The sequence below is a fragment of the Weissella cibaria genome (assembly GCF_004521965.1).
Taxonomy (GTDB): domain Bacteria; phylum Bacillota; class Bacilli; order Lactobacillales; family Lactobacillaceae; genus Weissella; species Weissella cibaria_A.
The window spans coordinates 1-12,709 of record NZ_SDGK01000032.1; the positions used below are offsets into that span (position 1 = coordinate 1).

Below are 12,709 nucleotides of genomic sequence, written 5' to 3' on the forward strand. Positions count from 1 at the left end.
CATCGAAACGATATTCAGTTTTCAATGACCTACGTCGTTGTCTCACTTGACAACTTTTATATCATAACAAGAATCTCAAACAATGTCAACAACTTGTTTAAATCAATTTATTAACGTCTCATGCGATTTCTTTTTTCTTGTCGCTGTTCCCTGCGAAACAACTCAATCTATATTACAGATATAAACACAATTCGTCAACACTTTCTTCAAAATTAATCCACACAAAATTTTGGGTGACAAAAAAGCTTTCGTTATCCACCAATAACGAAAGCTTTTTCAATAATTTATACCCGTAATTCATCAAAGTAAATTTGCGCATCTCCAATCACCTGCACAACATTAGCTGGCGCTGGGATAGACTCCAAGTTTACCGCAATAATTGGCACTTGAGCTTGTGCATACTGCAATAAACCAGCGAATGGATACACTACAAAACTCGTCCCGACGATGACAATCAGGTCAGCCTCATGCACCCATTGCGCGGCTTTTGTTACGTGAAAGGGGATTTCTCCATATAATGTAATCCCTGGCCGAAGTAATGCACCGTCTTCCCGACGCATATCTTGCATATACGCCTCAATCGTTGCAGAGGCACCATCAGTCACTGCATAAATGTTATACAACGAACCATGGAACTCGATAACATTCTCCGCACCAGCTTGGTTGTGTAAGCTGTCCACATTTTGCGTAATAATGCGTGCCCGGCCTTGGTGCGTTAGTGCCGCCATCTTTTGGTGAATGATGTTTGGCTTGGCATCCGGAAAATACATGTTTTCCTTCATAAACTGATACATCTTCTCAGGCTCACGGTTTAACGCGTCAGTACTCAACAAATATTCTGGCCGTTCAACAACGCCACTATCATCATAAATACCGCCTTTAGAACGATAGTCGGGAATCCCCGACGCCGTTGAAACGCCAGCACCTGTTAAAAACACAATTTTCTGGGCATCGTCAAACAATCGTTGCTGTTCTGCTGATAGTAACATTATTATTTGCCTCCTTAGTCTGCTTGGCGCACGACGAACGGTTGACCAATCTGTTCAAGCACTTCACGAACAGGCGTCTTATAAAGTTCCTTGAAGAACGTTGGTTGATTCTCTTCTGGGGCAGAAATAACAAAACTATTTTGCTCATCCGTCTTATTCAACCCAACGTAAGCGGTTTTCTCTGTATTACGATCAATCATATCTGTGTGCTTAATATCGTATACTTGCGTCAAAGGCAATCGCAACTGACGCTCAGACAAAACGGGCGTCAACGTCGCAAATTCGTTAGCATGCAATTCTGGCAAATCCCACGCTGCCATTTGTTCATCAAAATGCTTGAAGGCCGCCACAACCGCCCGATGAACGGTAAATGGATCCTTAATACCATCAATCTTCATAGTGCCAACAATCTTTTGAGCAGCTGCCCATGCCTCTGGGAAAGCTTCGGCAAACGTATCCGTGTAGACCGCTGTCTCACCAGTAACTGCATTCATAAAGACTTGCGCATCCAACAATGTCAACACACGCAAGGCGGCTTCAGAACGGTCCCCGTCTGCTTCCTTCGTTAGCGTTGTCATCACACCCTTTGCAAAGGCTGCCACAACATCATCAGTCAACAAGCCATGCTTGGCTTGTTCCTTATAAATGATTGTACGCATGGCTGGTTGGTACAGGTACGTCGCCATAACCATTAGTTGGTCCGTTAACTCAACATTGTCTGACTTCAATTGGAAGTAAACTTGTGGGTAACCACTCAACGTTAGCATCATCATCAACAATTCTTTTGTTGCTGAATAATCTGGTGCCGTAGCATCCGTTACTTCAACCATCAAGCGCGTACCCAACATGTCCGTCGTCACTTGATCGTGCGTCAAAACACCTGTTGCCTCTCCGCTACCACGCAAAACAACTGAACCGGGGTAAACACGGTTAACTTGGTCGACTAGTTGTACTGTATCTGCTGAAAATTGCATATCTGTTCTCTTTTCCGTCTATTTATCGTAATTTTGCTAATAATTCACGGGCCGTAGCTTCATTAAATTTACCCGCTTGTTGTAACGCGGCCGTCAACGCTGGCACTTCTGCTGGCGTCGCACCCACTTGGAGCGCCAATGACTTGGCCTGCAACGCCATGTGGCCGGCTTGAATACCAGTCGACACCAACGCACGAATGGCTGCTAGGTTTTGGGCCAACCCGACAGCAGCAATTGTACTGGTCAACTCATTAACCGTTGGATTATCCATCAACGCATGGTTGAACTTAACAGCTGGCACAATCCCAATGGAACCACCAACAACGCCAAGAATTAGTGGCAAGGTTGTCTCACCAAGCAACTCTTCACCTCGAACAGTCCAACGCGTCAAACCACGATACTGACCACCTTGCGCGGCGTATGCATGCAAGGCCGCATTAACCGCGCGTGTATCGTTGCCGCTGGCTAGGACCGCCGCCTCAATTCCGTTCAACATCCCCTTGTTAGACGTGACTGCTCGGTAAGGTGACAGTGTTTCAATCCGACTAGCAGCCGCAATTTTAGCCGCAACCTCGGTACCTGACATTCCCTGCTTAGTTGCCAAAGCCGTTACCGGTACGGCTACCTTCGCCTTAACTAGTGACTCAGTCGCAAAGTTGGAGAGAATTGCCATTAACACCTCATACCCTGCTTGTCGTAATACGCTAGCAATCGCTTCCGACATAGTATTAACCACATTAGCCCCCATCGCCGCTTTCGGATCAACTAAGACATTAACAATCGCTGTCTGTGTATCAAGCACTTCGACCGTTAAAGCTTTCGCGCCGCCACCACGTTTTGCCATCGAGGGGTGCGCATCATTGGCCACCTGCAACAATTGCGTTAAATGTGTCTCAACATAAGTTTGCAAGGCCGCAACATTGGCAACATTATCCAAAATGATTTGGCCACGAACAAGCCGACTTTCAATAACCGTCTGAACACCAGCGCCAGCCCGCATCATCCGTGAACCATTATTAGCAGCCGCAATAACACTAGGTTCTTCCGTGCTCATCGGTACCGTCACTAAACGGCCATCAACTGGCAATTCCAGTAGCAAACCTGTGGGCACGCCGAAATTATAGAGGTAATTTTCAACCTGTTGTTCGCCAACCATGTCATAGTGCTGCGTTATTAACGCCGCCTGATCAGCCGTTAAATTTTTATTTTCAATCGTACGTTGCAAGCGTTGTTGCCACGACAACTTGTAGAATCCCTGCCAATTCGCCATGTTCTACAACTTCCTTTTCCGTTTATTACGGTACACAATACCGCTTTGCCTCTTATAGTTTACCAGTTATTCAAGCTGAGAAAAGACAAAAACGGTCTTGGCTAGCCACCAAAACCGTTTTCCTTTAATTTTCGTCTGTTCGACGCACGATATAGTGCACCTTATTGTCATCATAAATCATTGCAAATAAACGTTGCTGCTGCTCATCGTCAAAATAACCTAAATCAACAACATTCTTACCGTCAAGTTCGATGACACCCTTAACAGCCTGACTCATAACTTCATGCAACACCCGCCACGATTGTTCAAGCTCATGGGTCTTTTCAACCGCCGCTTTTAAGGTATAGCCATCATCCAAAAAGCCCTTAATGGCTGCAACTGCGACATAAGTTTTATAGTTATACACCCGAGCATCCTGCTCACCTTCACGACTTAGTGATGAAATGATGCCTTTACTTTCCCAGTAACGTAATTGGCGCGTTGACACACCCGTCATTGTGGCTAACTCACCAATGCGGAACTGAAAAACTTCTGACTTCAACGCATTTTTATGAAAATGGTGTTTTGAAATAAATGACATGGTGCCTCTCCTTTTACGTTTAATAGACTATCATTGTCAGGTTATTTAACATAAATGTCAAGGTAGTTCGTCAAAAAAAGAAAATGTCCTTGGTGGCGGACAATTGCATCCGCACATCAAAGACATTTTTACTTATTATGGATTTGGTGTATCATCGCCACCGTCAGTCGTATCGCCACCATCCGGATTAACCTGCTTAATACGTGATGTATCAGAACGTGGTTCGTCCTTTTCTGGTGCGTCAGTGCTATACAATGACTGCGTGGTCTTACCACCATTCTCAGACCACAGGCTCTTCGATTCAACACCCGCTTGGTTCTCAAGGTTTTCTAGCTTTGCCAACCCGTTTGAGTAGTTATACTTTGAAGCATCAACTGACTTAAAGCTACTTGGCGTATAGAAACGAAGCAAGTCTTTTTGATTAATATCATCTGAAATCAACAACTGTTCCTTAACCTGCTGCTTAGCTGCATCAATCTCTTTTAAAACCGATTTAGTTGGCTTAGTAATCGCCTGATCAGTCTTATTATCATAAATCGTTTCGTTGATATAACTATACTTCGGTGTCACAAAGTTCTTATCCCGGAAGGCCACAACCTGATTGCTCTTACCACTCAGAAGATCTTGCCCCATCATCACGTACTTCTTTGAATCAACACCTAACAAGTGTAGCAAGGTTGGCATGACATCAATCTCACCACCATACGTATGATTAACACCACCGCCGTGCCATCCTGGAATATTAATCATAAATGGTACGCGTTGTAGTTGCACATTGTCGTTATCATTCCAGTTATCGGCATTCTTACCCAGTACTGAGGCTAAATACTTGTTTTCTGAATTTGAAATACCGTAGTGATCCCCATATAACACAATAATTGATTTGTTGTACAAACCTGACTTCTTCAGATAATCGAAGAACTCACCAATTGATTGATCCAAGTAGTGGTTCGTTTCAAAGTAGCCGTTCACAATATCTGAATCCGTATTCGTCGTGGTAAAGTTTGGATCCTTGTCCTGATCATCCAAACTATATGGGAAGTGGTTCGTTACAGTAATGTACTTGGCATAGAACGGTTGTTGCATCCGTTCCAGATATTGAATGGAATCATTAAACAACAACTTATCCTTCAACCCATACCCCATCGCCTTATCACCAGACGTGTCATAGTAGCTGGCGTCAAAGAAGTATTGGTAGCCCATATTCTTGTACACGTTACTACGGTTCCAGAAACTAGCATTGTTACCATGGAAAACAGCTGACGAGTACCCCTCAGTTTGCTTCAAAATGGCCGGCATTGCTTGGAATGTCTGGTCATTTCCCTGCGTGGCAAACAATGAACCTTGTGGCAAACCAAACGTTGATGTTTCTAGCATATTTTCAGCATCGGATGTCTTACCTTGACCAACTTGGTTAAAGAAATTATCAAATGCAATCGTTGCATCAGAATTATATATTTGGTTCAGATTTGGCGTCACTTCTTGCCCATTGATTTTCATGTTCATTGAAAATTGTTGGAACGACTCCAAGTGAATAACAAACACATTCTTGCCCTTGGCAATACCAGCATATTTAGCATCCGCATCCGTATAATGTTTATCAACATAACTCAATACTTTTTGGATATCTGTTTTCTTCGCTGACTTGCGCAGCTCAGATACGCCATGTTGCTTCAAACCATCGAACACCGTGTAAGCATCCATCCCCAAATATTTCACCAATAAATTACTATCAAATTGGCGTGTAATAAGCTGTGGTCGATCCGCTTCACCCAAAACCAACGTTACCATGAAGGCAAAGACTGAAAACGTCGTCATCGCAAAACTCATAAATTTTGTTGTGCCTTCACGTTGTATCCTAATTTTTTTAAAGATGAATAACCCAATAAAAATTGGAATATCAATCCAGAACAAAATATCGTGTAAATTGGTTAACGCAAACCCAGATGCGCTCAATCCTTGGTTAACTTTGTCATAACCCAACATCGTCGCGACAGACATAAAATCTGTAAATTCACGATAATAGGTCACGTTTAATTGCAACAGTACAATGTTAACGATGTACATAATCGTTGCAATTGGGTAGAAAAGCTTTGCCGAACGGAAGTAGAACGCCAATCCAATTAATAAGGATGACACCGTCAATGGATTAATCAACAGTGTCACGTATTGTACTGGTGTCGATCCCGAGAACAAGTTAAAGTCCACGAAATCCGCCAGTAACGTTTTTGCCCAGATTAACACGACCAAGAGCAATACAAACCCTAAGCGTGTGTTAATCCAGCTAAATCGGCCATAATGCCTCATAGTTTAATCACCCTTTTCTTACGTATTTTAATGTGTTCCCAGTCATTATTATGCCCGGTGCTTACGTCAGCGTTGATCGCGTCTAATTTATGTATCCGGTCTATTATAGCGTAATTTTAAAATTCATACCTTAGGGCCTTGGCGTTTTACCAATTTAAGTTAAAATAAGACCATTGATAAAAGAATGAGGTAAACGCGCATGTCAACAAACGAACTCATCGTCAGCAAAGAATACGGCGCTGGCGAACTTAGCCGCGAAGCTCTGGCAATTCGTCAAACCGTATTTGTCAGCGAACAAGGTGTGCCCCTTGCACTAGAGATTGATGATCTTGATGACCGAACGACACACTACGTCGGCTTCACAGCTAGCAAGGCCATGACTACTGCCCGCGTCTTAGTCAATGATCATGGTGAAACTTGGCACATCCAACGCGTGGCCACATTATCAGACGCGCGTGGCCATGGTTACGCTACTAAAATTATGCAGACAATCATCGAGGATGCCAAAGAAGCTGGTGTCCACAAAATCGATTTAGGCGCCCAAGTCTCCGCCTTAGGTTTCTACGAGAAGCTTGGTTTTAAGGCTGAAGGTGACGTTTTCATGGACGCAGGCATTGAACACCGTAATATGGTGCTAACCCTAAATTAAACTGACGTAACTAAAAAAGCTCCCAACGTTGCAACATGCAATGCTGGAAGCTTTATTTTATCGGTTATTGATTTTGCTCTGTCATGTGACGCTTGTATGAGTTTACTGGTACCAGGAACTCCTCAAACGAACGACGGGCAATAAATGAATAAATTGGCCAGAAGCGTTCATCAATCATGAATTGCGCCGCATCCATTGCGCGGTGCCACAACTGTTCTGCTTCCTCATTCTTTTCATCCAATGCAAGTTCAACAACTTCAGCCATCTTCTTAACGAAACTAAAGTACGTGCTCAAAGCTGGCAAACGATAATCACGCAAGAACATCAACGTATTCTTAACGGTTTCGCCATCCTTATTTTCCAATGCCATAATCAACAATTGGAAGTGCAACAAAGCCACATTACGAACCTCAGTCGATGAAAAATTATCTAATTCCATCAAGCCATAGCCTTCAAGCTTCGCCATACGTTGTGCTTGATCAGACATCTGCTTAACGACCATCTTGGCGGAGTTGTATGGCTCATGACGAATAATATTCGCAAACATCAACAAGTCATTGGCCGTGTAAAATTCACGAGCAGCCAACAACTTGATAATTGTTGGTCGTACCATTTCAATCAAACGATACTTTTCAACTTCGTCGGCCACTTGTGAGTTAATTGCACGCACCAAGTTAACCAACAAACGCACATCGCGCGTCTCGTCATACATTGACAACATCCGGTAAACCGTGTCTTCCGTTGGCGTCATCGTGTGTGAATGTGCATCCAAGCCCAATTCCTTGATTGCTGGATCCAGCAACTCAGGGTGCTTCATATAAACATGCAACATCAACTCATCAAATGATACGCCAATCGTCACCAACAAATTAACCAAAGTTGTCGCTGACACTTTACCGTTGCCTTGTAAATAGTCGTAAAGTCGTGAACGTGAAATATCAACCGTCTTCAAAACGACTGGTACTGAAATGTTACGTTCCTTGATGAAATAAATCATCGCTTCGCGAATTGCCCCAACAGGCACTCGATTTTTACCCATGATAACCTCTTACTTATAATTAACTTTTCTCATATAACCTTTCTAGATTATACTCCCTACCATGTATTTATTGGGGATTTATACAGAAAATGCTGTCCCGCTATTGATACAAATCTCTTACACAGCTCCTAATTTAAAGAAAAACAATATTTTTATCATCTATACATATATATTTACAATTATAATAAATTGCAAATACATAAATTTAATGCTGAATTATTTTCAAAGCACGCCGACCGTTCATACATAATATATCAATATATATGTATTATAAATGCAAAAAGGACAGCACCTCACGATGTTGTCCTTTTTACTGTTTATTATTCTTCTGAATCATCTTCAGCCCGAGCAAGCAATTCAGCTACTTCGACTGGTTGCTCACCATCAACTGGCGCTGCTGGTAATTCTGTATCATTTACGACCGGCGTTGCGTCATCAGCTGTATCGGCAGCGTCTTCCACTAACTCCGGTGCATCCTCTTCATGTTCAACCTTTGCAAATGTTGCAACAATTGCATCATCATCTAGGCGAATAACACGAACACCTTGTGTCGCACGACCAGTTTCTGACAATGAATCAACCGTAAAGCGAATCATTACACCCTTGTTGGTTGTTAACATAATGTCTTCTGAACCATCTACAACCGCCAAACCGGCTAGTGGACCGTTCTTCTCGGTGATTTGGGCCGTCTTGATTCCCTTACCACCACGACCCTTAATAGGGTATTTATCAACTGGGGTTTGCTTACCGTATCCCTTTTCAGTGATAACCAGTACAGATGCGTCATCCTTTAAGATTTCAGCGCCGATAACAAAGTCATCATCACGCAGTGTAATACCACGCACACCAGCTGCTGAACGCCCCATTGAGCGAACCGCATCGGCATTAAATGATACCGCGTAACCACCATGAGTACCAATCAACAAGTTCTCAGTCCCATCAGTAATCATAACGTTAATCAACTCATCGTCACTATTCAACGTAATGGCCTTTAAACCGTGTGTTCGAATGTTACTAAAGTCTGAAACCGGCGTCTTCTTCACCTTACCGTAACGGGTTGTAAAGAAGAGGAAGTCTTCACTTTCAGAAGCTTCACCACGTACGTTAATCACGGTTTGCACACTCTCGCCCGCTTCGATTCCCAACAAGTTAACAACTGGGATCCCCTTAGCAGAACGACCATATTCAGGAATTTCGTATCCCTTCATCTTGTAAACCTTACCAGCATTGGTAAAGAACAATAACGTATCGTGCGTTGAAGTACCAATCAATTGATCGATAAAGTCATCATCATTAACGCCCATTCCTTGCACACCACGACCACCACGGTTTTGTGATCGGAATTCAGTTTGTGCCATTCGCTTGATGTAGCCAGCGCTCGTCAATGACACAATAATATCTTCTTCCTCAATCAAATCCTCGTCTTCAATGCTCGTGACATCCCCGATTTGCAATTCTGTACGACGGTCGTCGCCGTACTTTTCTTGAATTTCAAGCAATTCAGTATAGATGATTTCATCAATACGTTCTGGCTTAGCCAAGATATCCTTGTAATCAGCAATTGCGGTCATCAAACCTTGATATTCATCTTCAATCTTGCCACGTTCCAAACCGGTCAAACGAACTAAACGCATGTCCAAAATGGCTTGCGCTTGCTTATCTGATAAAGCATAATCCGTCATCAAACGGTTCTTGGCAATTTCTGACGTTTCTGAACCACGAATGATGCTAATGATGGCATCAATGTGATCCAAAGCAATACGCAAACCTTCCAAGATATGCGCACGTGCTTCAGCCTTACGCAATTCAAATTCCGTACGACGACGCACGACAATTTGTTGGTGCTCAAGGTAAGCAACCAGCATAGCCTTCAAACCTAGCAACTTTGGTCGACCATCTTGCACGGCCAACATGTTAAAGCTAAAGCCGGTTTGCATTAACGTATTCTTGTACAAGTTATTCAACACAACTGATGCTGAAACATCACGACGAATATCAATAGCGATTCGGTAACCAGTTTGGTCGGACTCATCGTTAACCGCCGTAATACCTTCGATCCGCTTTTCACGGCCAAGTTCAGCAATACGTTCAATTAACTTAGCCTTGTTGACCATGTATGGCAACTCAGTCACAATGATGCGTTCCTTACCAGACTTTTCCGTCTCAATTTCGACCTTCGCCCGGACCGTCACAACACCCTTTCCGGTTTCATAAGCCTTACGAATACCAGACTTCCCCATCACAATCGCCCCTGTTGGGAAGTCAGGTCCAGGGACCGCTTCCATCAACTCAGCTGTTGTGACATCCGGGTTGTTCATCAACATGTGAATGGCTGAAATAACTTCACCCAAATTGTGTGGCGGAATATTTGTTGCCATACCAACGGCAATTCCGTTGGCTCCGTTAACTAACAAGTTAGGGAAACGGGCTGGCAAAACAACTGGTTCACGATCAGTACCATCATAGTTATCCGCAAAATCAATCGTATCCTTGTTGATATCACGCAACATTTCCGTTGCAATCTTACTCAAACGGGCTTCGGTATAACGCATGGCCGCAGCTGGGTCACCATCAATAGAACCAAAGTTTCCGTGTCCATCAACCAACATGTAACGATAACTAAAGTCCTGCGCCATGCGCACCATTGATTCGTAGATGGCAGAGTCACCGTGTGGGTGATACTTACCCATAACGTCACCGACAATACGGGCAGACTTCTTGTGTTGCTTATCTGGCGTCACACCCAGTTCATTCATACCGTACAAAATACGACGGTGCACCGGCTTTAAACCATCACGTACATCGGGCAACGCACGTGCCACGATAACTGACATCGCATAGTCCAAGAAAGATGTTCGCATTTGCTCGCCAAGCTTGGCAGGTTTAATGCGGCTGTTATTTTGTTCTTCTTCAGCCATTACTATTCCTTTCTTTCTATCTAGTTCAAATTAAAACTAGACGTCCAACTCCGCGTATTGAGCGTTTTCTTCAATGAATTCACGACGTGGCTCAACCTTATCTCCCATCAACATTGAGAAGACCATGTCGGCGTCCACGGCGTCATCCATTTCAACACGTAACAAACGACGAACTGACGGATCCATCGTGGTCTCCCACAATTGCTCTGCGTCCATCTCACCAAGTCCCTTGTATCGTTGGATAACTGGCTTTGGTGAGGCGGGCAACGTTGGCAACAAAGCTTCTAATTCTTCATCAGAGTCCAAGTACTGCACAAACTTACCCTGACGCACTTGATATAGCGGTGGCTGGGCAATGTAAATGTAGCCTGCTTCCAACAATGGACGCATGTAACGATAAATCAACGTCAACAACAATGTACGAATGTGCGCACCATCGACATCGGCATCGGTCATAATGATTAACTTGTGGTACTTCGCCTTTGTGACGTCAAATTCGTTACCAAAGCCAGTTCCCATCGCTGTAAAGAGCGAACGAATTTCTTCATTAGCCAAAATCTTGTCCAACGAAGCCTTTTCAACATTCAAAATCTTTCCACGAATTGGTAAAATAGCTTGCGTCAAACGTTCACGTCCTTGCTTAGCTGAACCGCCGGCTGAATCACCCTCAACGATAAACAATTCAGAAATTTCAGGATCCTTTGATGTGTTATCAGCCAACTTACCTGGCAAGTTAGCGATTTCCAAACCAGACTTCTTACGTGTCGCCTCACGCGCACGCTTGGCAGCAAGACGAGCCTTGCCGGCCAAGATTCCCTTTTCAACAATTTGCTTCGCAACGGTTGGGTTTTCCAACATAAAACGACTAAATGTTTCTGAGAACATACGGTCAACAGCCGTACGGGCATCTGAGTTACCTAACTTGGTCTTCGTTTGTCCTTCAAATTGTGGATCTGGGTGCTTAACCGACACGATGGCCGTCAATCCTTCACGCACATCATCCCCAGACAATGCATCGTCACTTTCCTTCAACAAGTTATTCTTACGCGCATAGTCGTTGATAACACGCGTCAACGCAGACTTGAATCCCGTTTCATGGGTTCCACCTTCATAGGTGTGAATGTTGTTGGTAAATGACAGCATATTACTATGATAGTCATCCGTGTATTGCAATGACACTTCCACTTCAATACCGTTATCCATGCCTTCAACATAAATCGGCTCATAAAAAATGACATCCTTGTTCGTGTTCAAGAAATCAACATATTCCTTAATTCCACCTTCGTAGTGAAATGATTTAGAAATTGGCTCATCTGGACGATTATCTGCAATTGAAATTCGCAAACCTTTGTTCAAGAAAGCCAATTCACGCACACGATTCATCAAAATCTTATAATCATAAACCGTCGTTTCACGGAAAATATCTGGATCTGGTAGGAAGTGCACGATTGTTCCACGTGAAACAGGTGCATCATCAACTGCCACGTTGTGCATTGACGTCTTCACGTGACCACGCTCGAAGTCCATTGCGTACCCCTTACCGTCACGAACAACAACAGCATCAAGTTCGGTTGATAGCGCGTTAACAACTGATGCACCAACTCCGTGCAATCCACCAGAAACCTTATAACCGCCACCGCCGAACTTTCCACCGGCATGCAACACCGTAAAGACTGTTTCCAAAGCTGGCTTACCAGTCTTTTCTTGAATATCAACTGGAATCCCACGGCCGTTGTCAGTAACTGTGATTGAGTCGTCCTTTTCAATTGTCACCGTGATGTGGTCAGCGAACCCCGCTAACGCTTCATCAATTCCGTTATCGACAATTTCCCACACCAAGTGGTGTAGTCCTTGACTCGTCGTGGTTCCAATATACATACCTGGTCGCTTACGAACGGCCTCCAATCCCTCCAAAACTTGGATTTGACTGGCATCGTAATCATCAGCTTGTGTATGCATTTGTGTTACATCTTCTTCAGCCAT

Annotated in this window: 9 protein-coding genes; 1 reads left to right on the forward strand and 8 read right to left on the reverse strand. The window is 43.7% G+C overall.

Annotated elements, in window-relative coordinates; translation table 11 throughout:
* Positions 1 to 284 precede the first annotated feature (284 nt).
* The 5 genes from EST42_RS04955 to EST42_RS04975 form a co-directional block, all read right to left on the reverse strand.
* Positions 285 to 989 (reverse strand): NAD-dependent protein deacylase, encoded by a 705-nt coding sequence (locus tag EST42_RS04955; protein WP_134644475.1) that lies wholly within the window; start codon positions 987 to 989, stop codon positions 285 to 287.
* A gap of 14 nt (positions 990 to 1,003) precedes the next feature.
* Complete coding sequence (locus EST42_RS04960; RefSeq protein WP_134644476.1) at positions 1,004 to 1,963, reverse strand: IpaB/EvcA family protein; 960 nt, start codon at positions 1,961 to 1,963, stop codon at positions 1,004 to 1,006.
* A 22-nt stretch (positions 1,964 to 1,985) separates the two neighbouring features.
* A complete protein-coding gene (locus EST42_RS04965; RefSeq protein WP_134644477.1) occupies positions 1,986 to 3,233 on the reverse strand; it encodes a hydroxymethylglutaryl-CoA reductase, degradative in 1,248 nt (415 codons plus the stop codon).
* A gap of 124 nt (positions 3,234 to 3,357) precedes the next feature.
* On the reverse strand, positions 3,358 to 3,813 hold the full coding sequence (locus tag EST42_RS04970) for a MerR family transcriptional regulator (protein ID WP_134644478.1): 456 nt from the start codon (positions 3,811 to 3,813) through the stop codon (positions 3,358 to 3,360).
* 135 nt (positions 3,814 to 3,948) lie between these two features.
* Positions 3,949 to 6,120: an LTA synthase family protein gene (locus tag EST42_RS04975; RefSeq protein ID WP_134644479.1), complete on the reverse strand. Its 2,172-nt coding sequence runs from the start codon at positions 6,118 to 6,120 to the stop codon at positions 3,949 to 3,951.
* A gap of 199 nt (positions 6,121 to 6,319) precedes the next feature.
* Here EST42_RS04975 and EST42_RS04980 point away from each other — a divergent pair, with 199 nt between their 5' ends.
* Entirely contained in the window at positions 6,320 to 6,769 is a 450-nt protein-coding gene (locus tag EST42_RS04980) for a GNAT family N-acetyltransferase (protein ID WP_134644480.1), read from the forward strand.
* A gap of 64 nt (positions 6,770 to 6,833) precedes the next feature.
* Here the strand turns inward: EST42_RS04980 and EST42_RS04985 are convergent, their stop codons facing one another.
* The 3 genes from EST42_RS04985 to gyrB form a co-directional block, all read right to left on the reverse strand.
* Positions 6,834 to 7,808, reverse strand: coding sequence for an XRE family transcriptional regulator (locus EST42_RS04985; protein ID WP_134644481.1), 975 nt, complete (start codon positions 7,806 to 7,808; stop codon positions 6,834 to 6,836).
* A 320-nt stretch (positions 7,809 to 8,128) separates the two neighbouring features.
* Positions 8,129 to 10,726, reverse strand: a complete 2,598-nt coding sequence (gene gyrA, locus EST42_RS04990; protein ID WP_134644482.1) for a DNA gyrase subunit A — start codon at positions 10,724 to 10,726, stop codon at positions 8,129 to 8,131.
* 36 nt (positions 10,727 to 10,762) lie between these two features.
* Positions 10,763 to 12,709, reverse strand: coding sequence for a DNA topoisomerase (ATP-hydrolyzing) subunit B (gene gyrB, locus EST42_RS04995; protein ID WP_134644483.1), 1,947 nt, complete (start codon positions 12,707 to 12,709; stop codon positions 10,763 to 10,765).

Excerpts from the sequence above, each read along its gene's own strand:
- EST42_RS04955 (WP_134644475.1), bottom strand. The coding sequence starts at position 989 with ATGTTACTATCAGCAGAACAGCAACGATTGTTTGACGATGCCCAGAAA.
- EST42_RS04970 (WP_134644478.1), bottom strand. The coding sequence starts at position 3,813 with ATGTCATTTATTTCAAAACACCATTTTCATAAAAATGCGTTGAAGTCA.
- EST42_RS04985 (WP_134644481.1), bottom strand. The coding sequence starts at position 7,808 with ATGGGTAAAAATCGAGTGCCTGTTGGGGCAATTCGCGAAGCGATGATT.
- gyrA (WP_134644482.1), bottom strand. The coding sequence starts at position 10,726 with ATGGCTGAAGAAGAACAAAATAACAGCCGCATTAAACCTGCCAAGCTT.
- gyrB (WP_134644483.1), bottom strand. The coding sequence starts at position 12,709 with ATGGCTGAAGAAGATGTAACACAAATGCATACACAAGCTGATGATTAC.
- EST42_RS04975 (WP_134644479.1), bottom strand. The coding sequence starts at position 6,120 with ATGAGGCATTATGGCCGATTTAGCTGGATTAACACACGCTTAGGGTTT.
- EST42_RS04960 (WP_134644476.1), bottom strand. The coding sequence starts at position 1,963 with ATGCAATTTTCAGCAGATACAGTACAACTAGTCGACCAAGTTAACCGT.
- EST42_RS04980 (WP_134644480.1), top strand. The coding sequence starts at position 6,320 with ATGTCAACAAACGAACTCATCGTCAGCAAAGAATACGGCGCTGGCGAA.
- EST42_RS04965 (WP_134644477.1), bottom strand. The coding sequence starts at position 3,233 with ATGGCGAATTGGCAGGGATTCTACAAGTTGTCGTGGCAACAACGCTTG.